Annotated in this window: 20 protein-coding genes; 11 read left to right on the forward strand and 9 right to left on the reverse strand. The window is 54.3% G+C overall.

Annotated elements, in window-relative coordinates:
- Positions 1-52: 52 nt before the first annotated feature.
- Positions 53-940 carry an N-acetylmuramoyl-L-alanine amidase AmiA gene (gene amiA / locus ACI2J2_RS00095; RefSeq protein WP_404759167.1) on the reverse strand — a complete coding sequence of 296 codons (888 nt, stop codon included), beginning with the start codon at positions 938-940 and terminating at the stop codon, positions 53-55.
- A gap of 318 nt (positions 941-1,258) precedes the next feature.
- On the opposite strand from amiA, the gene ACI2J2_RS00100 reads away from it, so the two are divergent.
- Complete coding sequence (locus ACI2J2_RS00100; RefSeq protein WP_209638640.1) at positions 1,259-1,684, forward strand: GNAT family acetyltransferase; 426 nt, start codon at positions 1,259-1,261, stop codon at positions 1,682-1,684.
- A gap of 43 nt (positions 1,685-1,727) precedes the next feature.
- On the opposite strand, the gene ACI2J2_RS00105 is transcribed toward ACI2J2_RS00100, so the two are convergent.
- Positions 1,728-2,120: a YgiW/YdeI family stress tolerance OB fold protein gene (locus ACI2J2_RS00105; RefSeq protein WP_209638642.1), complete on the reverse strand. Its 393-nt coding sequence runs from the start codon at positions 2,118-2,120 to the stop codon at positions 1,728-1,730.
- Between the two features lie 172 nt (positions 2,121-2,292).
- Here ACI2J2_RS00105 and ACI2J2_RS00110 point away from each other — a divergent pair, with 172 nt between their 5' ends.
- The 8 genes from ACI2J2_RS00110 to cysM all read left to right on the forward strand — a co-directional run bounded on the left by ACI2J2_RS00110 (position 2,293) and on the right by cysM (position 9,724).
- Positions 2,293-2,757, forward strand: a complete 465-nt coding sequence (locus ACI2J2_RS00110; RefSeq protein WP_404759168.1) for a DUF2919 domain-containing protein — start codon at positions 2,293-2,295, stop codon at positions 2,755-2,757.
- Positions 2,758-2,904: 147 nt separating this feature from the next.
- On the forward strand, positions 2,905-3,489 hold the full coding sequence (locus tag ACI2J2_RS00115) for an RpoE-regulated lipoprotein (protein WP_209638645.1): 585 nt from the start codon (positions 2,905-2,907) through the stop codon (positions 3,487-3,489).
- Between the two features lie 237 nt (positions 3,490-3,726).
- Entirely contained in the window at positions 3,727-4,626 is a 900-nt protein-coding gene (locus tag ACI2J2_RS00120) for a Dyp-type peroxidase (protein ID WP_209638647.1), read from the forward strand.
- Between the two features lie 205 nt (positions 4,627-4,831).
- A complete protein-coding gene (locus ACI2J2_RS00125) occupies positions 4,832-5,854 on the forward strand; it encodes a sulfate ABC transporter substrate-binding protein (RefSeq protein ID WP_404759169.1) in 1,023 nt (340 codons plus the stop codon).
- A complete protein-coding gene (gene cysT / locus ACI2J2_RS00130; RefSeq protein WP_209638651.1) occupies positions 5,854-6,687 on the forward strand; it encodes a sulfate/thiosulfate ABC transporter permease CysT in 834 nt (277 codons plus the stop codon). The genes ACI2J2_RS00125 and cysT overlap by 1 nt, the downstream gene beginning before the upstream one ends.
- A complete protein-coding gene (gene cysW, locus ACI2J2_RS00135; protein ID WP_209638653.1) occupies positions 6,687-7,562 on the forward strand; it encodes a sulfate/thiosulfate ABC transporter permease CysW in 876 nt (291 codons plus the stop codon). Before cysT ends, cysW begins: the two co-directional genes overlap by 1 nt.
- Positions 7,552-8,640: a sulfate/thiosulfate ABC transporter ATP-binding protein CysA gene (cysA, locus tag ACI2J2_RS00140; protein ID WP_404759170.1), complete on the forward strand. Its 1,089-nt coding sequence runs from the start codon at positions 7,552-7,554 to the stop codon at positions 8,638-8,640. Before cysW ends, cysA begins: the two co-directional genes overlap by 11 nt.
- 202 nt (positions 8,641-8,842) lie before the next feature.
- A complete protein-coding gene (cysM, locus tag ACI2J2_RS00145) occupies positions 8,843-9,724 on the forward strand; it encodes a cysteine synthase CysM (protein ID WP_404759171.1) in 882 nt (293 codons plus the stop codon).
- 3 nt (positions 9,725-9,727) lie between these two features.
- Here cysM and ACI2J2_RS00150 read toward each other — a convergent pair whose 3' ends face one another.
- Both ACI2J2_RS00150 and ACI2J2_RS00155 read right to left on the reverse strand, forming a co-directional pair.
- Positions 9,728-11,677: a MacB family efflux pump subunit gene (locus ACI2J2_RS00150; protein WP_404759172.1), complete on the reverse strand. Its 1,950-nt coding sequence runs from the start codon at positions 11,675-11,677 to the stop codon at positions 9,728-9,730.
- A 2-nt stretch (positions 11,678-11,679) separates the two neighbouring features.
- Entirely contained in the window at positions 11,680-12,873 is a 1,194-nt protein-coding gene (locus tag ACI2J2_RS00155; protein ID WP_404759173.1) for an efflux RND transporter periplasmic adaptor subunit, read from the reverse strand.
- Positions 12,874-13,048: 175 nt separating this feature from the next.
- Between ACI2J2_RS00155 and ACI2J2_RS00160 the strand changes: the two genes are divergently transcribed.
- A complete protein-coding gene (locus tag ACI2J2_RS00160) occupies positions 13,049-13,729 on the forward strand; it encodes a response regulator transcription factor (RefSeq protein WP_209638663.1) in 681 nt (226 codons plus the stop codon).
- 5 nt (positions 13,730-13,734) lie between these two features.
- Positions 13,735-15,060, forward strand: a complete 1,326-nt coding sequence (locus ACI2J2_RS00165; RefSeq protein ID WP_209638665.1) for an ATP-binding protein — start codon at positions 13,735-13,737, stop codon at positions 15,058-15,060.
- A gap of 248 nt (positions 15,061-15,308) precedes the next feature.
- Here ACI2J2_RS00165 and crr read toward each other — a convergent pair whose 3' ends face one another.
- The 5 genes from crr to cysZ all read right to left on the reverse strand — a co-directional run bounded on the left by crr (position 15,309) and on the right by cysZ (position 20,207).
- Positions 15,309-15,818: a PTS glucose transporter subunit IIA gene (gene crr / locus ACI2J2_RS00170; protein WP_037424016.1), complete on the reverse strand. Its 510-nt coding sequence runs from the start codon at positions 15,816-15,818 to the stop codon at positions 15,309-15,311.
- Between the two features lie 49 nt (positions 15,819-15,867).
- Positions 15,868-17,595 carry a phosphoenolpyruvate-protein phosphotransferase PtsI gene (ptsI, locus tag ACI2J2_RS00175; protein ID WP_209638667.1) on the reverse strand — a complete coding sequence of 576 codons (1,728 nt, stop codon included), beginning with the start codon at positions 17,593-17,595 and terminating at the stop codon, positions 15,868-15,870.
- A gap of 46 nt (positions 17,596-17,641) precedes the next feature.
- Positions 17,642-17,899 carry a phosphocarrier protein Hpr gene (gene ptsH, locus ACI2J2_RS00180; RefSeq protein ID WP_004936458.1) on the reverse strand — a complete coding sequence of 86 codons (258 nt, stop codon included), beginning with the start codon at positions 17,897-17,899 and terminating at the stop codon, positions 17,642-17,644.
- A gap of 394 nt (positions 17,900-18,293) precedes the next feature.
- Positions 18,294-19,262: a cysteine synthase A gene (gene cysK / locus ACI2J2_RS00185; RefSeq protein WP_037424010.1), complete on the reverse strand. Its 969-nt coding sequence runs from the start codon at positions 19,260-19,262 to the stop codon at positions 18,294-18,296.
- Between the two features lie 183 nt (positions 19,263-19,445).
- Positions 19,446-20,207, reverse strand: a complete 762-nt coding sequence (gene cysZ / locus ACI2J2_RS00190; RefSeq protein ID WP_209638669.1) for a sulfate transporter CysZ — start codon at positions 20,205-20,207, stop codon at positions 19,446-19,448.
- Positions 20,208-20,253: the final 46 nt, after the last annotated feature.

The raw sequence follows: 20,253 nt of genomic DNA on the forward strand, positions 1-20,253 counted from the left end.
GTCTGACTGAACAAGGCGCAGAGTATACCTTTAATCGCCGTGGCTGGCAGTATTAGCCGGGTTTTCGTTGGTGCGCATCGTAATAACTGAAGAAACTGATGATACCGTCGGCGATGGCGCGGGCGATTTTTTCGCGAAAAGCGGTGGTACCCAGCAGGCGTTCTTCCGCCGGGTTGGTAATAAACGAGGTTTCGACCAACACCGATGGGATTGACGGGGATTTCAACACGGCAAACGCCGCCTGTTCCGTACTGTTGCTATGCAGATGGTGTACCGGGCGAATCTGTCCGAGTACGTGGCGACCCAAGGTCAGGCTGTTATTGATGGTATCTGTCTGCACCAGATCGAACAGCACCTGTTGCAGGTAGTTGTCCTGGTTTTTGTATTTCCCGCCAGCCACATCATCGGCGGCATTTTCGCGATTGGACAGGTAACGTGCCATGGCGCTGCTGGCACCGCGATTGGACAGGGCAAACACCGACGCGCCAGAGGCTTCCGGGCTGGTAAAGCCGTCAGCATGAATGGAGATAAACAGATCGGCCTGATGCTGGTGGGCAATCTCAACGCGTTGGAACAAGGGGATAAACTCATCTTCTTCCCGTGTCAGGCGCACTTCGACATGCTCTTGTTCGTGCAGAATACGGCGGACATGGTTGGCTATCTCCAGCACCACGTGCTTTTCCTGCGAGCCTTCGCTGCCAACCGCGCCGGAGTCGATACCGCCGTGACCGGGATCGATCATCACCAGCCTTTTACTGCCTGACGGTTTAGGCGCGGGTTTGCTGTGCGGCTTGCGCAGCATCCCGCCGGATTCGGCATTGGCCGTTTGGCTTTTGCTGCCGAGCAGCACCAGAGCCAGGCCGGAGAGCAATAATTGGCGTCGCGTGGGGGAAGTGGGAAGCGGCTTAAAATTGAGGAATTGATTAACCTGCTTTTTCATAACGCGACGCTCCATCGACAAATTCTATTTTGCGACGTTATATCGTATTGATAATCATTAATCGACCTTATAACTATGTCCATTTATTACGCGTGTAACGGGGTATTTCCCGGTCATTGATAGGGGAAATCGCAGTGACACGCGTCATCGTTGAAGCTATATGCCCGTTCACCCCGGTCATAATAGTTGTCAATGCTCCCGGAGGCTAACGGGCCTGCCGCCGGGATACCACGCCAATTATTTAGGATATAGATATTGCGTAAGTAAATAATCACGCGATAATCAGATAAACATCTTAATTAACAGCGGCGAACATCGATGGAAATTCGCGTATTTCGACAAGACGACTTTGAAGAAGTCATTACTCTGTGGGAGCGCTGCGATTTGCTGCGACCGTGGAATGATCCTGAGATGGATATTGAACGTAAATTGAACCACGATCCGGCGCTTTTTCTGGTCGCCGAAGTGGGCGGGGAAGTCGTGGGGTCGGTGATGGGGGGTTACGACGGTCATCGTGGCTCGGCGTATTATCTGGGGGTTCATCCGGATTATCGCGGACGCGGCATTGCCAATGCGTTGATTAGCCGTCTGGAGAAGAAACTGATCGCGCGCGGTTGCCCTAAGATTCAATTGATGGTCCGTGAAGATAACGACACGGTCATTGAGATGTATGAAAAACTCGGTTACGAGATCCAGAACGTGACCAGCCTGGGTAAACGGCTGATTGAAGATCAAGAATATTGAGTCGTACTCTGGGCGGTGACGTTTCACCGCCCGTTGTTATGCGTTATGGCAATTTTTTGATGTTTTTCACATCGACTTCCACGCTGCTCCAGTCTTTATCGACTTTCCCTTCCAACTGCACTTTGTCTTTCGGGGTGATGGTCTGACCGTTCCAGCGTTTTTTGTCGATCTCTACCGTCAGGGTGCCGCTGGCGTCGCGGAAGGTATAGGTATCGTCGCCGACACGCTGCTCAATGTTGCCCTGCAGCATGACCCAGGTGTCATCGCTCATTGATTTCACCTTGTCTACGGTGGTCAGCGCGGCACTTGGGCCAGAGAAGCCCCCTTGCTGGGTAGTTTGTGTTTGCGGCGCGGCAGGATCGAGGAACCCACCTTGTTGTGCCAAAACCGGTGCGCTGCACAGCGCGATTAATGCGGCCAGGGTATATTTTTTCATCTTAAGCTTCCTTATCTCAATCGAGAATCAAAGCCCTGCCAATCAGGACTGCTGGTTTGATGGGATTAAGTAAAGCATGGAAATCTTAAGAGGTTCTTAAGCGTGCGCATTGAAAACCATAAATGTGACTCCCATCTGAAGAAATACTCATGAGATTGATAAGGAATCGACGTTGAAGTCCTCCCCACACCGTTTTTCCCCCGACGATTACGATCATCACGGTGCACTGCGTTTGCCACTGTGGTTTTGGGGGGTACTGGTTTTACAAGCCCGAACCTGGATCCTGTTTGTGATGGCCGGTGCTTCACGCCAGCAGGGGGAAGGGTTGTTGCAGCTGTTCTACCCCGATACCCAAAGGTTCTGGTATGGGATCATACTTGGGTTGCCGGCCGCGTTGGCATTTTTGATTGCCCCACGTCGTCATCAATGGCCGCAATTGTGGCGTATCTGGCGGTGGGTCCTTTGCGTTTCACTCCTGGCGGCGCTGGGAGGTTCTCTGTTCAGCCTGTGGCAGCAAGCGGACAATCAACCACCGTTGGATATCCTGTTGGTATTGCTCGATGGGCTGGCGCTGGCTTACCTGTTGCTGAACGCACGCCTGAAAGCCTGTTTCACCGCGCAGGACGAGCTAGGTTAATTGCCGCGTTGTGCGGCACTTTTCTTATTTTCCGCACTCCAAGCTCGCAACTGATGGCGAAGCGTGGGCAGTTGTGAGAGGCTGACACGCAGAAAAACGCCGAGCGCGGCAGGCTATGCCTATGCCTTTGATGTTAAGGAGCTAAAGATGAATATCCGCCCACTGTTGCTAGGGCTCCCGCTGGTACTGACCGGCTGTTCGACGATGTCCAACTTCTCTTGGTCGAGCCTGTCTCCCTTTAACTGGTTTGGCAGCAGCATTCAGGTCAGCGCGAAAGGCGTTGGCGATCTCAATGCCGGCACGCCAATGTCAGAAAGCGCGATCAACGACGGGCTGAACGGCAATTATCGTCTGCGTGGCGGCATGGCCACCAGTCAGGGTCAGATTGTTTCTTACTATCAGGCGATGGACGGCAACGATGTGAAACTGGTGATCACCGGTGAGCCCAAGGGCCACGTGCAGCGTGTTGACGTGATGGACAGCAAAGTGGCGACCGAATGGGGCAGCAAACTCGGCACGCCGTTCAGTGACATGTACAAGAAGGCATTCGGTGCCTGTAAACCGGCCGGTGGCGAAGACGCAGGCAAAGTGGAGTGTGTGGCTGAACAGAGTAAGTCTGTTACCTACATCTTCAGCGGGAAATGGGCTGGCCCGCAGGACATTATTCCACCGGATGACACGTTAAAAAGCTGGACGGTCAGCAAGATCATCTGGCACGCCAAACCTCAGTAATCCTTTCTTTTTGGGCGCCCAAACCGCGGCGCCCATGATTTATTGGGTTTTAATCCCTGCTGCACTCCCTATTACCGTCGCCTCAGCGCGGATTTTTTTGGTAACGGGTATCCCTATTTTCTTTGCGCTGATGCAAGGCAATCCCGTTTTCATGGGGTATGATACTGCGCATTCGTAACAGGAAATCCGTGCGCAAACAGTAGCCTGTTACTCGATTTTGATTTGAGGATAACGACAATGACACAGGTTCAGAGCGGCATTTTGCTGGAGCACTGCCGTTTCGCCATTTTTATGGAAGCCACCGTACAGGGCGAATTTGCCGATTTGCGCCAGGGCTGTAAGCAATTTTGCCAAACGTTGACCGAGCTGCAACAGCAGTTCCCGGACGCCCACTTGGGTGCGGTGATCGCCTTTGGGTATGACGTTTGGCACGATCTGTCCAGCGGTCAGGGTGCCAAAGAGCTGAAGCCCTTTACCCCCTTGGGTAAAGGTTTAGCGCCGGCGACCCAGCGCGACATGTTGATCCATATCCAATCTTTGCGTCATGACGTTAACTTCACGCTGGCGCAGGCTGCGCTTGCGGCGTTCGGCAATGCGATCAAAATCGAAGAGGAGACCCACGGTTTCCGCTGGGTAGAAGAGCGTGACCTGAGCGGCTTTATCGACGGTACCGAAAACCCGCAGGGCGACAAACGTCCTGAAGTGGCGGTGATTGCCGAGGGTGAAGAGGACGAAGGCGGCAGCTACGTGCTGGTTCAACGTTACGAACACAACCTGCGTCAGTGGCAGCGCTTTACCACGGAACAGCAAGAGCAGATTATCGGCCGCACCAAACATGACAGTGAAGAGTTGCCGCCAGAGCAGCGCCCGGACACCTCTCACGTTAGCCGCGTTGATCTGAAAGAAGAGGGCAAGGGCCTGAAAATTCTGCGCCAGAGCCTGCCTTATGGCACTGCCAGCGGTAAACACGGATTGTATTTCATCGCCTATTGCGCCCGTCTGCATAACATTGAAAAGCAACTGCTGAGCATGTTTGGCGATCTCGACGGCAAACGCGACGCCATGCTGCGTTTCAGCCGTGCCGTGACCGGTAGCTACTATTTTGCTCCATCGCTGACGCGCTTGCTGTCGCTGTAATCATCCCTCCGGAGCCGGCTACCCTCGGCTCCGGCATCATCACCCCTCCTCGCCAAAACCGCCCCGGCCCTGCCTTATAGCGTTTGATGCTTGAAAATCACTAAACGGTATATAAAAGCGTTACAGCTCCGCACCTAGTTATAAATACACTGGTCAACATCAGGGCGAAAGCCCGACAGATTGACTCAGTTAGCTAAGGTGCAGAATGAAACAAACGCGGGTTAAAAATATTGTGCTGAAAGGTTGGTTGGCAGCGGCGCTGTTAGCCAGTGGCACCGTCTCGGCAACTGAATTGCTGAACAGCTCTTATGACGTTTCCCGTGAATTGTTTGCCGCACTGAATCCGGGCTTTGAGCAGCAATGGAACCAGCAGCATCCGGGCGACAAGCTCACCATCAAACAGTCCCATGCAGGTTCTTCTAAACAGGCGCTGGCGATCCTGCAAGGGTTGCGTGCTGACGTGGTGACTTACAACCAGGTGACTGACGTACAGATCCTGCACGACCGTGGGCAGCTGATACCGGCCGACTGGCAGAACCGTTTACCGAACAACAGCTCCCCATTCTATTCCACCATGGCTTTCCTGGTGCGCAAGGACAATCCAAAAGGCATTCATAGCTGGAATGATTTGGTGCGTGACGATGTGAAGTTGGTGTTCCCGAATCCAAAAACCTCCGGAAATGGCCGTTATACCTATCTGGCTGCCTGGGGGGCTGCGAATCAGGCCGATGGCAATGACCAGGCGAAAACGCGCGCCTTTATGACCCGTTTCCTAAAAAACGTCTTGGTGTTTGATACCGGAGGCCGCGGTGCGACAACCACCTTCGTGGAGCGGGGGTTGGGTGACGTGCTGATAAGTTTTGAGTCGGAAGTGAACAATATTCGCAAGCAATATGGTGAAGACAAATACCAAGTGATCGTACCGCCGGTCGATATTCTGGCGGAGTTCCCGGTGGCTTGGGTAGACAAAAACGTGGAAAAAAACGGGACTGAGCAGGCAGCTAAAGACTACCTGAATTATCTCTACAGCCCGGCAGCGCAGCAGGTGATCACCAGCTACTACTATCGCGTTTACGACAAACAGGCGATGGCAGCAGCGAAGGGCCAATTCCCGGATACCAAGCTGTTCCGGGTCGAAGATCAGTTTGGCGGCTGGCCACAGGTAATGAAAACGCATTTCTCGACCGGTGGCGAGTTGGATCAGTTATTAGCAGCAGGGCATAAGTAATGTTGTCGTTGTCCAGCAAACGGGTTCTGCCTGGGTTTGGTTTAAGCCTCGGGAGCAGCCTGTTTTACACCTGCCTGATTCTGCTGTTGCCGCTCAGTGCGCTGGTGATGCAATTGGCGCAAATGAGCCTGGCGCAGTATTGGGACGTGATCTCCAATCCGCAGGTGGTTGCAGCCTATAAAGTTACGCTGCTCGCTGCGGGGGTTGCCAGCCTGTTTAACGCGGTGTTTGGCATGCTGATGGCCTGGATCCTCACGCGCTACCGCTTCCCAGGGCGCACGCTGTTGGACGGCCTGATCGATTTGCCGTTTGCATTGCCGACCGCCGTGGCTGGCCTGACATTGGCGGGGCTGTTTTCTACCACGGGCTGGTATGGCCAATGGTTGGCGCATTTTGACATCAAAGTGACCTTTACCTGGTTGGGTATTGCGGTGGCGATGGCATTTACCAGCCTGCCCTTTGTGGTGCGTACCGTTCAGCCGGTGTTGGAAGAGCTGGGGCCGGAATACGAAGAGGCGGCAGAAACGTTGGGTGCCACTCGCTGGCAGAGCTTTCGTCGCGTCGTGATACCCGAATTGGCGCCGGCGCTGTTAGCCGGCACGGCTATCTCATTTACACGTAGCTTGGGTGAGTTTGGTGCGGTGATTTTTATCGCCGGTAACATCGCCTGGAAGACGGAAGTGACCTCACTGATGATTTTTGTCCGTTTGCAGGAGTTCGATTACCCGGCAGCCAGTGCGATTGCCTCGGTGATCCTGGCGGCATCGCTGCTGTTGCTGTTCAGCATTAACGTTCTGCAGAGCCGCTTTGGCCGACGCATCGGGGGGCACTGATGGCGGATATCTCTGAGTTCAACGGCGTCGAACGGCCTCGCGTCAACTGGGGCAAGTGGACACTGATCGGTATCGGTGTGCTGTTCTCGGTACTGCTACTGGTGGTACCGATTATTTCGATTTTCGCCGAGGCCTTTTCTAAAGGCGCTGGGGTGATGTGGAGCAACCTGGTCGATCGCGACATGCTGCATGCCATTTGGCTGACGGTGCTGATTGCCTTGATTACCGTACCCTTCAACCTGGTTTTCGGTACGTTATTGGCATGGTTGGTGACGCGTTTTACCTTCCCAGGGCGTCAACTGTTACTGACGTTGATCGACATTCCCTTTGCCGTTTCACCGGTGGTGGCGGGGCTGATTTACCTGTTGTTTTACGGCAGCAATGGCCTGCTGGGCGGTTGGCTGGATGCGCATAACATCCAGCTTATGTTCTCTTGGCCGGGCATGGTGCTGGTGACCATTTTCGTTACCTGTCCGTTTGTGGTGCGTGAGCTGGTGCCGATGATGCTGAGCCAGGGCAGCCAGGAAGACGAGGCCGCCATTTTGCTGGGCGCTTCTGGCTGGCAGATGTTCCGCCGGGTGACGCTGCCAAACATTCGCTGGGCGCTGTTGTACGGCGTGGTACTGACCAACGCGCGTGCCATCGGCGAATTCGGTGCGGTATCAGTGGTGTCCGGTTCTATTCGCGGTGAAACCTTCAGCCTGCCGCTGCAGGTTGAGTTATTGCAGCAGGATTACAACACGGTTGGCTCCTTTACCGCCGCCGGTTTATTGACCCTGATGGCGATAGTGACCCTATTTTTGAAGAGTGGCCTGCAATGGCGTCTGGAACGTCAGAATGCACGTCTCGAGCGGGAGGAAAATCATGAGCATTGAGATTAACGGTATCAATAAGTTTTTCGGTCGTACCAAGGTATTGAACGATATCTCGCTCGACATTGCTTCTGGCGAGATGGTGGCATTGTTGGGGCCGTCCGGCTCCGGTAAAACCACGCTGCTGCGTATTATCGCGGGGTTGGAAAACCAGAGTAGCGGTAAGTTGGGCTTCCACGGTACCGACGTCAGCCATGTGCATGCGCGCGACCGCCGGGTTGGCTTCGTGTTCCAGCACTATGCGTTGTTCCGTCATATGACCGTATTTGACAACATCGCCTTTGGTTTGAGCGTGTTACCACGTCGTGAACGCCCAAATGCGGCGGCGATCAAACAAAAAGTGACCCAGCTGCTTGAGATGGTGCAATTGGCTCATTTGGCTAACCGCTACCCGTCACAGCTTTCCGGCGGTCAGAAGCAGCGCGTGGCGTTGGCGCGCGCCCTGGCGGTAGAACCGCAGATTTTGCTGCTGGATGAACCCTTTGGTGCACTGGATGCGCAAGTGCGTAAAGAGCTGCGCCGCTGGTTGCGCCAGTTGCACGAAGAGCTGAAGTTCACCAGCGTGTTCGTCACCCACGATCAGGAAGAGGCGATGGAAGTGGCTGACCGTATCGTGGTGATGAGCCAGGGCAATATTGAGCAGGTCGGTTCACCGGAAGAGATTATCCGTGAGCCTGCCAGCCGTTTCGTACTGGAATTTATGGGCGAAGTGAACCGCCTGAGCGGCGAGATCCGTGGTTCGCAGCTGTTTGTTGGTGCACACCAGTGGCCGCTTTCGTTCCAGCCAATGCATCAAGGCCGCGTAGACTTGTTCTTGCGGCCTTGGGAAATGGAAGTGGGCACCGAGAGCAGTGAGCGCTGCCCGTTGCCGGTACAGGTGCTGGAAGTCAGCCCGCGTGGCCACTTCTGGCAATTGACCGTACAGCCAATCGGCTGGCATCAGGAGCCTATCAGCGTGATTTTGCCAGAAGGCAACCCAACCCCGGTGCGCGGCGGTCGTTATTACGTTGGCAGCCTGAATGCACGCCTGTATGCCGGTGACCAACTGCTACAACCTGTTGCGTTAGCTAAAAGCGCCTGATATACCCTTTATCTTTCAAGTTGCAGGTGTGTTGGCTGCCTTTACTTGCCCCAGTCGCTTACTGATATAAGCGCCTGGGGACTCGTGCAGTTGCCGCCCTTCCTGCACCCTGAAATATTTTGGGCATAGGTTTTAACTGACGTTAAAGGCAACCCCGGGGTTGCCTTTTTACATTACGTACTTCAACACACAGGCAAAGATCGTGACAACGCTTGAACAATGTATCGGTAATACCCCGCTGGTAAAATTACAACGTCTGGCTACAGGGCTAAACAGCGAGGTTTGGGTCAAACTGGAAGGCAATAACCCGGCGGGCTCGGTGAAGGATCGTGCCGCGTTGGCGATGATTCAACAGGCGGAGCTGCGTGGTGAGATACAGCCCGGTGACCGTCTGATCGAGGCCACCAGTGGTAACACCGGTATAGCGCTGGCGATGATCGCGGCGTTGAAAGGCTATGCGATGACGTTGTTGATGCCGGAGAACATGAGCCTGGAGCGTCAGGCGGCCATGCGTGCTTATGGCGCAGAATTGATTCTGGTGAGCAAAGACGTCGGGATGGAAGGCGCGCGCGATCTGGCATTGGAAATGCACAATCAGGGGCAGGGCAAAGTATTGGACCAGTTCAATAATTTGGATAACCCGTATGCCCACTTCACCACCACTGGCCCGGAAATCTGGCAGCAGAGCGAGCAGCGTATCACCCATTTCGTATCAAGCATGGGCACCACGGGCACGATAACCGGTGTGGGCGGCTATCTGAAGAGCCAGAATGCCCAGGTGCAGATCATCGGTCTGCAACCGGCAGAGGGCAGCCATATTCCCGGTATCCGTCGCTGGGCGCCAGCCTACCTGCCGGGCATATTCCGCCCGGATCTGGTGGACCAGGTGTTGGACATTGAGCAAACGGACGCTGAGCAGACCATGCGTCAGTTGGCGCAGCGTGAAGGTATTTTCTGCGGCGTCAGTTCCGGTGGTGCCGTTGCCGGCGCATTGCGGATTGCCGCAGACAACCCCGGCAGTGTGATTGTGGCGATCATCTGTGATCGCGGTGATCGCTATCTTTCTACCGGCGTTTTTGGCTGAGTGCTATTCCCTTTCCAACGCATGTATCGGATCCATCCCGGCGGCCCGTTTCGCCGGGAAGAAACCAAAAATCACCCCGATTAATGTCGAGCAGATAAAGGCGGCGACGATAGATGCGCTGGAATAGACCATCGTGAAGTTATCGCTGAATTGGCTGAATACCACGCCGATCGCCAGTGACAATAACACCCCCAAGGTACCCCCCAGCAGGCACACCAGCACGGCCTCAATCAGAAACTGTTGCATGATGTCACTGGCACGTGCGCCAACCGCCATGCGTACGCCAATTTCACGGGTGCGCTCGGTGACCGACACCAACATGATATTCATCACCCCAATGCCGCCAACCACAAGCGAAATCAGCGCGATCATCGACACCAGTAGCGTCAGGGTGGCGGTGGTCTGCTCAATGGTTTGGCGAATGCTGTCGGTGTTCATCACGAAGAAATCCTTGCCGCCGTGGCGCTGGCTCAGCAGACGCGTGACGCCATCTTCAGCGCTGGCAAGATCGATATCATCGTTTACGCGTACGGTAATGCTTTTCAGGTAACTCTGGCCCAGCATGCGTTTCATCGCGGTAGTGTAGGGGATCCAGACATTCAGGTTTTCATCACTGCCGAAGCCACTCTGCTTTTTGGCCGCGACGCCGATAATGCGGCACGGCAGCGAACCGAGCTGGATCACTTCGCCCAGCGGGTTGGCTCCGTGAGGAAACAGCGTGTCGCGGGTATTTTCGTCAATCACCACTTCCTGCATCAGCTGGTCAATGCTACGGCGGTTAAATGCCATGCCGCTGTCGATGTTATAGCCACGGACCAGAAAATACTGTTCCCCGACGCCATTGACGGTGCCGCTGACCGATTGGTTGCCATAGCGGAACGTGGTGCTCGTGGAAAGGGTCGGTGTCACGCTGTGCACGTATCCTTGCTGGGCCAGCGCGTCAGCGTCGGTCGCACGCAGCGTTTGCACTGCGGCTGAGCGCATATCGCCGAAATCCTTGCCCGGATAGACTTCCAGTGTGCTGGTGCCCATGGCGTTGATATTGGCCAACACCTGCTGTTGAGAGCCTTTGCCCAGAGCCACCACTGATACAACCGAGGCGATGCCAATGATAATCCCAAGCATGGTGAGTAGGGTGCGCAGGCGCTGAGAAGCCATCGCCAACAGCGCCATTTTGAATGCTTCGCGCAGGCGATCGCGTTGTGAATGCCAACGGCCGCTGGTGTTATCCAATGCTTTTGGCAGGCGCACGACGCGTTGGACGGTTTTCTGTCGATCGGCAACGATCTCGCCATCGCTGAGTTCAATAATGCGCTGAGCATGTTCGGCGATCTGCATGTCGTGAGTGACGATCACCACCGTGTGACCGCGTGCGTGCAGGTCTTTCAGGATGCTCATCACTTCCTGCCCACTGTGACTGTCCAGCGCACCGGTCGGTTCATCCGCCAGAATCACTTCGCCGCCGTTCATCAATGCGCGGGCGATGCTCACCCGCTGTTGTTGGCCCCCGGAGAGTTGACCCGGTCGGTAATTCAACCGTTGCGCTAACCCAAGCCGCTGCAAGAGATCGGCTGCCCGCTGTTGTCGCGAATGGCGTGGATGGCCGGCATACACTGCGGGCACCTCTACGTTGCCTTGCGCACTCAGATCGCCCAGCAGATGGTAGCGTTGGAAGATAAAACCGAAGTGTTCGCGTCGCAGTTCAGCCAGGCTATCGCGATCTCGCTGTCCGGTACTGCGGCCAGCTACCTGATAATCGCCTTCGCTCGGGCGATCAAGACAACCGAGAATGTTCATCAGCGTCGACTTACCGGAACCGGAAGCGCCGACGATCGCCACCATTTCCCCCTGATCAATGTCGAGGTTGATATTGTTCAATACCGTTACGTTTTGTTCACCGGCTTGAAAACGGCGGCTGATGCCGCGCAGTTGCAACAGAGGTTGTTGGCTCATTGTTACATTCCCATTGGCGGTGGGCCCATACGGCGCGTGCTGCTTTTGGCCGCCGTATTCACCTGGCTGACAATCACGCTCTCACCGGCCAATATGCCGCTGATAATCTGTGCATCAACGTTGTTGTTAATCCCCACTTTTACCGGGCGTCGATCAACGTTTCCCTGTTTATCGACTACCTGCACCCAGTCGCCTTGTAAGGCTGTCGCAGGGATGACCACCGCGTTTTCAGCCTTGTCCAACACGATATACACCTGTGCGGTCATTGAGATACGCAGTGCGCCGTCAGGGTTGGCCACGTCGAACAGACCGTTATAGTAAATCGCGCTACTTGAGCTGGAGGCGCTGCTGGAACTGCTGGTACTGGACGACGTGGTCTCATCGTTGATGGAGTCTGGGGCCGGTTCTATCGCCCGCAGTGTGGTGCGGTAGCGCTTACCGGGTTCACCAAGGATAGTGAAATAGACCGGCATGCCGGTTTTTACCTTGACCACGTCAGCTTCAGAAATCTGCGCCTCAATGGTCATGGTCGCCAATTGAGCGACTTTGACGATGGTTGGAGCGCTTTGTACCGCATTCACCGTTTGCCCAGCTTCCACCGGCAGCGCGACGATGGTGCCATCTATCGGCGAGGTGATTTTGGTGTAACCGAGGTTGACCTGGGCTGTGTTGACGGCAATCTGCGCCTGAACGATCTGGGCATCCAGGGCATTGACATCGGCACGAGTGGCAATCAGTGTGGCCTGAGCATTGTCCAAATCTGCCTGTACACCGACGCCATGCGCCACGATGGCTTGCTGGCGTTGATAAGCGCGCTGATTGTTCTGCAGTGCCGCCATTTTTGATGCGCGTTGCGCCTGAACGTTTTTCAATGCTGCTTCTGCGTCCCTCAGGGCGTTCTGCTGGGTTAAGTCGTCAATCTCAGCGACCCGTTGGCCTTTATGCACTTTATCGCCCAGCGCCACGTACAGGGCCTTAATTTGACCCGACACCTGGGCGCCGACGCTGACCTGTTTCTGCGCCTCAATGGTGCCGTCAGCCAATACCGTTTGTTCCAGGTCGCGCGTTTGCGCCACGGCGGTGATATAACGGGGCGTCGCGGTATCGCCTTGAGATCTGAAGTAGAGAAATAGGGCGATAGCGGCCACAATAACAGTGGGCAGCAGATAACGTTTTGAGCGTTGAAACGATGGCATGACGATGGGATTCCCTGGCATGAAAGCGCGGTAAAAATCTGTTGGCACTAATTTAACGCGCCGCCGACGGGCCTGCGGTTAAGTGGCGTTCAGGAATATGTAAGGATTGAGTAAAACCGGCTGCGAAGCAGACAAATAGGCGTGAAAATGGCGAAAATCCGCGAAGGAGCAAGGCATGAAAATTTTATTGGTCGATGATGACCTCGAACTCGGCACCATGCTGAGCGAATACCTGACCGGCGAAGGTTTTAACGCCACGCTGGTACTGACTGGCAAAGCCGGTGTGGAAGGCGCGCTGTCGGGCGAGTACACCGCGATGATCCTCGACATCATGTTGCCGGACATGAGCGGCATTGACGTGCTGCGCGACGTGCGTAAAAAGAGCCGTATGCCAATCATTATGCTGACAGCCAAAGGCGATAACATCGATCGGGTTATCGGCCTGGAAATGGGCGCTGACGACTACATGCCTAAGCCGTGCTATCCCCGAGAGCTGGTGGCGCGTTTGCGTGCGGTGCTGCGCCGTTTTGACGAACGCCCGGATGAGGTGGACGACGGGATTGCCATTAATTTTGGTGAGCTGAGCCTCAATCCGTCTACTCGCAGCAGCGAATGGCGCGGTAAACCTTTCGATCTGACCGCTTCCGAATTCAACCTGCTGGAGTTGCTGCTGCGTGCACCTGAGCGCGTAGTGTCTAAAGATGAGCTGTCAGAAAAAGGCTTGGGGCGCCCGCGCGAAGCTTATGACCGCAGCGTTGATGTCCATATCAGCAATATCCGGCAGAAGCTGGGTGCATTGACGGACAACGCGTTAAGTATTGAAACGGTGCGCAGTATCGGCTACCGAATCCGATAATGCCCATGCGCGGAAGACTATTCTGGAAAATCCTGCTCGGCTTCTGGCTGACCTTTATCATCATGACCCAGGCATTGTGGGTGGCTTTTTCATTGTATGGCGATCGCTACGAGCCGCCGGAAAACGCTATGGCGCGGCGAGTGATTGCGCTGCATTTAACCTCTGCCGCCACGCAACTGCGTAGCGGCGGTATGCCGGCACTCGAGGCAATGCTGAAGGACTGGCCGGAAGATGACCGGCGCTTGCTGTCCGTGACTGCATTGGCGCAGCCGCCCGCCCCTGCACCGGAGGAGCCGGCATTTGAAGGCCGCCGGATGCCGAAAGCCGTTACGGAATGGGTCGCAGACGACGGGGACGGTAAAGGGTATCTGCTGAGCTACGACATGCGTGGGCTGCGGGAGGAATACCGCCCGAACAAACGTTCGCATTTCTTCAACATCCCCGCCCCGATGCTGTGGGTCGGTGGGTTGGCAGGGTTGTTATTCAGTGCCGTGCTGGCCTGGAACCTGACCCGGCCAATGCGCAAATTGCGCGACGGTTTTGATCGCGTGGCGCAGGGGGATTTATCGGTGCGTTTATTCCCTGCGATGCGCCGCAGGCATGATGAGCTTTCTGAGGTTGCGCGTGATTTTGACAGCATGGCTGAACGGTTAGAACTGCTGGTTAGCGCCCGGGAACAGCTGTTGCATGACGTCTCCCACGAGTTGCGTTCACCGCTGGCTCGCCTGCAGTTGGCCATTGGTCTGGCGCGGCAGAATGAAGGCAATGTAGAAAACTCGTTGCAGCGTATTGAGCATGAAGCGGGGCGGTTGGATAAAATGATTGGCGAGCTGTTGGCACTGTCACGCGCCGAAAGCAACAATCTGCCGGATGAAGAGTATTTCGACTTGTATGGGCTGGTGGATGCGGTGGTCAGTGACGCACGCTACGAAGCGCAGATCCCCGGGGTGGATATTGTGCTGCAGGCCAGTTCGGACGTGGAATATACCGTTAAAGGGAATGCCGAGCTGATGCGGCGTGCGGTGGATAATATTGTGCGCAATGCGCTGCGTTTCTCCAGCCACGGTCAGCAAGTGACGGTGGTGCTGACGCGTATTGATCAACTGTTCCAGATAGAGGTCAGCGATCAGGGCCCGGGTGTGGAAGAATCGAAACTTTCCAGCATTTTTGATCCGTTCGTCAGGGTGAAATCGGCGATGTCAGGCAAGGGCTACGGGCTGGGGCTGGCGATCACCCGCAAGGTGGTGCTGGCACACGGTGGCCAGGTTGAAGCGCGTAATGGTGGACAGGGGGGGTTAGTTATCACCCTCCGCATCCCGCGCTGGGGGTAATAAGCTCTCTTACTTGCCATTTTGAACAGGGCTGTGCGCTGTCCAAACTGTTTGCGCCGATGGCGACTATTACCAGGGTATTCCCAAAGGATTTCGAATTGCAGCTAGGCGGCAAGCGTGGGCATCCCCAGGAGCTTACTTTGGTAAGTGACTGGGGTAAGCACGTGCAGCCAACAACGCTGCAGTTTGAAAGAGGAAGGAGATAAAAAAAACGGCGCACTGGGCGCCGTTTCTATGTCCATCCGCAATTACTTCTTGATGCGGATGATCGGGGTCTCACCAACGGTCACGTTACCGGACAGTTTGATCAGCTCTTTGATCTCGTCCATGTTGGAGATAACAACCGGCGTCAGGATAGACTTGGCTTTCTCTTCCAGCAGTGCCAGGTTGAACTCGATAACGACGTCGCCTTTCTTGACGCGTTGACCTTCTTCAGCGATGCGTTTGAAGCCTTCGCCTTTCAGTTCAACAGTGTCGATACCGAAGTGGACAAACAGCTCGATGCCGCTGTCGGATTCGATAGAGAAAGCATGGTTGGTTTCGAAAATTTTGCCGATAGTGCCGTCAACCGGGGCAACCATTTTGTTGCCTGTTGGTTTGATAGCAATACCGTCACCAACGATTTTTTCAGCAAATACAACGTCAGGTACATCTTCGATATTAACGATTTCGCCAGAAAGTGGAGCTACGATCTCGATAGTGCCCGTGTCTTTCTTGTCATCAGAAACCAGAGATTTCAATTTATCGAACAAACCCATGATCTTCTCCTAAGCATTAAATTGGGCGGCGTTCCAGTGTCGTGGAAGTTTAGCAGAGCGTCTTTTCTTCGATGAATTTATTCACGCAATTCATCAGGTCTTGCGCCGTTGGCTGTGCCAAGGCTTGCGCTGCCAACGCCTTCACATCTTCGAAATTAGTATTACGAATAATTTTCTTGATGCGCGGGATTGAAATCGCACTCATGCTGAACTCATCCAGCCCCATGCCCAATAACAACAGTGTAGCACGCTCATCGCCAGCCAGTTCACCGCACATACCGGTCCACTTGCCTTCTGCATGAGATGCATCAATAACCTGTTTGATCAGGCTAAGTACTGATGGGGACATCGGGTTATAGAGATGAGAAATCAGCTCGTTGCCGCGATCTACTGCCAGAGTATACTGGGTTAGATCGTTTGTCCCAATACTAAAGAAGTCGACTTCTTTCGCCAGGTGGTGAGCAATCACCGCCGCAGCCGGTGTTTCGACCATCACGCCGACTTCAATTGTTTCGTCAAACGCCTTGCCTTCTTCACGCAGCTGGGCTTTCAGCGTCTCGATTTCACCTTTCAGATCGCGGACTTCTTCCACGGAAATGATCATCGGGAACATGATGCGCAGTTTGCCGAACGCGGAGGCACGCAGAATAGCGCGCAGCTGAGCGTGCAGGATTTCTCTGCGGTCCATGGCGATACGGATGGCACGCCAGCCGAGGAACGGGTTCTCTTCTTTCGGCAGGTTCATGTACGGCAGGTCTTTGTCGCCGCCGATGTCCATGGTACGGACAATCACAGCCTGTGAACCCATGGCTTCCGCAACGGCTTTATAAGCCTGGAATTGCTCGTCTTCGGTTGGCAGTGAGTCGCGATCCATAAACAGGAATTCGGTACGATACAGGCCGACGCCTTCAGCGCCGTTGCGCTCTGCACCTGCGACGTCGCGCACGGTGCCGATGTTGGCGCAGACTTCAACCTGATGACCGTCCAGCGTAATGGCCGGCAGATCTTTCAGCTTGGCCAGATCGTTTTTCTCGGTGACGTACTGGTTCTGTTCTGCTTTCAGCTGATCTATAACGTCAGCGGTTGGGTTAACGTAAATTTTATTGTTAACCGCGTCCAGAATCAGGTAATCGTCGTTCTTCACCTGCTTGGTCACGTCGCTGGTGCCTACGATTGCCGGCAATTCCAGAGAACGCGCCATGATGGAGGTGTGAGACGTACGGCCGCCGAGATCGGTGATGAAACCCAGCACTTTGTCCAGGTTCAACTGTGCGGTCTCAGACGGAGTCAAATCGGTAGCGACCAGGATAACTTCGTCCTGAATGGCGCTCAGATCGACGATAGCCAGGCCCAGAATGTTCTGCAGCAGGCGTTTACCGATGTCACGTACGTCGGCCGCACGTTCTTTCAGGTATTCGTCGTCGAGTTCTTCCAGTGCTTTCGCCTGGCCTTCGATGATGGTGTAGGCAGCTGCGTCCGCAGAAGCCAACTCATCTTTGATTAGGGCTATGATTTCCTGCTCAAGCTCTTCGTCTTCCAACAGCATGATGTGGCCTTCGAAGATCGCTTCTTTTTCTTCGCCGAAGGTTTCGCCAGCTTTGGTCTTGATCGCTTCCAACTGCTCGGACGCTTTGGCGCGGCCAGCAAGAAAACGTGAGACTTCCTGCTCTACATCATCTGCAGAGATTTTCTTCCGGTTGATGACAATCTCATCTTCTTTCAGTAGGAGAGCCTTACCAAAAGCGATACCCGGTGATACTAAAATGCCTGAAATCATAACCCTACCTTACTCTTGACTGGTGTTAACTAAGAAGACGGGCCGATTACTCAAGCTCTGCCATCAGTTTTACCAAGTGCTCAACGGCTTTCTGCTCGTCTTCACCTTCAGCGGAGATGGTCACTACGGTCCCTTGAGTCAGCCCCAGAGTTTGCAGTTTGAACAGGCTTTTGGCGCTGGCGCTTTTACCGTTAGAGGTCACGGTGATGTCAGACGTGAAGCCTTTAGCTTCTTTTACGAACTGAGCGGCAGGGCGAGTGTGCAGACCATTAGGAGCGGTAATAGTAACTTCTTGCTGGAACATTGATGTTTCCCCAACTTATTGGTGTGTTGTGGAGCTAAAGTTTAGCCCAAGGGTGTGACTTTAGCTTGTCTGGTTAGCGCCTGACTATGGTACAGGGGCGAGCATTGATGCAACAGAAAACGACGAGTTAGGCACTTCAGATCAAAAAATTCAGCTTCTGTCGTCGTTTCAATCAGCTCCCCATTATGCCGTGTTTAACGCATCACCGACAAACGAGTAAATCGATTCAGCTTAAACAAGGAATGATGAGTGATTAATTTTGCGCACCGAAATAATGCACCGTTAAATACTAAAGCTGGCAGGTAAAATCAATCTTTGACTGCTATAAACTTTGATCCAGTCCACAAAAAAGCACCCCGAAAGGTGCTTTTTTAGCGATTTGTGCACAGTGGCACTACTGTTGCAATTCTTGCTCAGTGAACAAATCAGCGAACAGAGCGGTGCTTAAATAGCGCTCGCCGGAGGACGGCAAGATCACCACGATGGTTTTGTCGGCGAATTCAGGTTCTTCGGCCAATTTCACGGCTGCCACCACTGCGGCACCGGAGGAAATGCCCGCCAGAATGCCTTCTTCGTCCATCAAACGACGCGCCATGCTGATGGCTTCGTCGTTGGTGACTTGTTCGACGCGGTCAACCAACTTGAGATCCAGGTTGCCCGGGATAAAACCTGCACCGATGCCCTGAATCTTATGGGGACCTGGTTTGATCTCTTCACCTGCCAGCGCCTGGGTGATGACCGGTGAGTCGGTAGGCTCCACCGCGACAGTGGTGATTGCCTTGCCTTTGGTATTCTTGATATAGCGGCTGACACCCGTCAGCGTACCGCCAGTACCCACGCCGGAAATGAAAACATCCACTTCGCCATCGGTATCGTCCCAGATTTCTGGGCCGGTAGTTTGTTCATGAATTGCTGGGTTAGCCGGATTGCTGAACTGCTGCAGGATGATGTAGCGATTCGGATCGGTGGCGACAATTTCTTCCGCCTTGGCGATCGCGCCCTTCATGCCTTTTGCGCCTTCGGTCAACACCAGGTTGGCGCCCAGCGCCTTCAGCAGCTTACGGCGTTCGATGCTCATGGTTTCCGGCATGGTTAGCGTCAGCTTGTAGCCACGCGCCGCGGCGACGAACGCCAGAGCGATACCGGTGTTGCCGCTGGTCGGCTCCACAAGTTCTTTGCCGGCGACCAGGATGCCGCGTTTTTCCGCGTCCCAAATCATATTGGCACCGATGCGGCATTTAACGCTGAAGCTAGGGTTGCGAGATTCAACCTTGGCCAGAATGCGTCCGTTGCCGATACGGTTCAGACGAACCAGCGGCGTATGGCCGATTGTTAATGAGTTATCTTCATATATCTTGCTCATAGCCCGTCCTTTAACTCTATGAAAATGTGGGGAACATCGAAAGCATACGCTAACAGTACCGGCAGGGAAGTAAAGAATTGGTATATCTATATGTTATTAGGAAATAAGTTTTAAGCACAAGGATAAGGGCGCATATTGCGCGCCCTGTCGAAGAATTAATCGTAATGCGGGGCCGAAAATGGCTTAGGAACGTACGAATTGCGTACGATAACGGTCGACCCACATGGCGGTTGCGCCGCAAACCGCGACCGGCAGGATAACCAGATTGAGGATGGGGATCATGGTGAACAGGCTCACCATCGCGCCAAACTGCAGGTTATCGGTTTTATGCTGACGCAGTGCGCTGCGCATATCGGCAAAGCTCACCTTGTGGTTATCGAAAGGGTAGTCGCAATACTGAATTGCCAGCATCCAGGCACTGAACAGGAACCACAGCACAGGCGCCACGGTTTGGCCAATGCCAGGAATGAAATAAAGAATCAGCAACAATAAGGCGCGTGGCAGATAGTAAGCCAGCTTGCGCCATTCACGCGCCATAATGCGCGGCAGATCTTTCACAATGCCGAAGATACCGGTGTCCGGTAACGGCTTGCCGGTCAGGCTGCCTTCCAACTGTTCGGCTAGCAGGCCACAGAAGGGGGCAGCGATCAGGTTGGTGATGGTGCTGAACAGATAGCTGAACACCAACAGCACGGAAATGACCGCAAGCGGCCACAGCAAATAGCTCAGCCACTGCAGCCAACTGGGAACATGGCTCATCATGCTCGGGATCCAGTCGCCCAGTTGGCTGAACAACCACCAGAAAGCGGATCCCATCAGCAGTACATTGACCAGCAACGGTAATACGACATAGCGTTTAATCCCCGGGCGCGAAATCAGGCGCCAGCCTTCGGCAAAATAATGAAGGCCGTTGGTGGAGTGAGAAGGTGACTGCGAATAGGACATATCTTAAGTTATCTCTTTGTCTGAACAGGCATCGCTATCATATCGG

Origin of the sequence: Serratia sp. NPDC087055 (genome assembly GCF_044900985.1) — a bacterium.
Classification (GTDB): Bacteria; Pseudomonadota; Gammaproteobacteria; order Enterobacterales; family Enterobacteriaceae; genus Serratia.

Bases quoted from the DNA above. Each gene is read 5' to 3' on its own strand.
- amiA (WP_404759167.1), bottom strand. From the start codon at position 940: ATGAAAAAGCAGGTTAATCAATTCCTCAATTTTAAGCCGCTTCCCACT.
- ACI2J2_RS00100 (WP_209638640.1), top strand. From the start codon at position 1,259: ATGGAAATTCGCGTATTTCGACAAGACGACTTTGAAGAAGTCATTACT.
- ACI2J2_RS00105 (WP_209638642.1), bottom strand. From the start codon at position 2,120: ATGAAAAAATATACCCTGGCCGCATTAATCGCGCTGTGCAGCGCACCG.
- ACI2J2_RS00115 (WP_209638645.1), top strand. From the start codon at position 2,905: ATGAATATCCGCCCACTGTTGCTAGGGCTCCCGCTGGTACTGACCGGC.
- ACI2J2_RS00120 (WP_209638647.1), top strand. From the start codon at position 3,727: ATGACACAGGTTCAGAGCGGCATTTTGCTGGAGCACTGCCGTTTCGCC.
- ACI2J2_RS00125 (WP_404759169.1), top strand. From the start codon at position 4,832: ATGAAACAAACGCGGGTTAAAAATATTGTGCTGAAAGGTTGGTTGGCA.
- cysT (WP_209638651.1), top strand. From the start codon at position 5,854: ATGTTGTCGTTGTCCAGCAAACGGGTTCTGCCTGGGTTTGGTTTAAGC.
- cysW (WP_209638653.1), top strand. From the start codon at position 6,687: ATGGCGGATATCTCTGAGTTCAACGGCGTCGAACGGCCTCGCGTCAAC.
- cysA (WP_404759170.1), top strand. From the start codon at position 7,552: ATGAGCATTGAGATTAACGGTATCAATAAGTTTTTCGGTCGTACCAAG.
- ACI2J2_RS00150 (WP_404759172.1), bottom strand. From the start codon at position 11,677: ATGAGCCAACAACCTCTGTTGCAACTGCGCGGCATCAGCCGCCGTTTT.
- ACI2J2_RS00155 (WP_404759173.1), bottom strand. From the start codon at position 12,873: ATGCCATCGTTTCAACGCTCAAAACGTTATCTGCTGCCCACTGTTATT.
- ACI2J2_RS00160 (WP_209638663.1), top strand. From the start codon at position 13,049: ATGAAAATTTTATTGGTCGATGATGACCTCGAACTCGGCACCATGCTG.
- ACI2J2_RS00165 (WP_209638665.1), top strand. From the start codon at position 13,735: ATGCGCGGAAGACTATTCTGGAAAATCCTGCTCGGCTTCTGGCTGACC.
- crr (WP_037424016.1), bottom strand. From the start codon at position 15,818: ATGGGTTTGTTCGATAAATTGAAATCTCTGGTTTCTGATGACAAGAAA.
- ptsI (WP_209638667.1), bottom strand. From the start codon at position 17,595: ATGATTTCAGGCATTTTAGTATCACCGGGTATCGCTTTTGGTAAGGCT.
- ptsH (WP_004936458.1), bottom strand. From the start codon at position 17,899: ATGTTCCAGCAAGAAGTTACTATTACCGCTCCTAATGGTCTGCACACT.
- cysK (WP_037424010.1), bottom strand. From the start codon at position 19,262: ATGAGCAAGATATATGAAGATAACTCATTAACAATCGGCCATACGCCG.
- cysZ (WP_209638669.1), bottom strand. From the start codon at position 20,207: ATGTCCTATTCGCAGTCACCTTCTCACTCCACCAACGGCCTTCATTAT.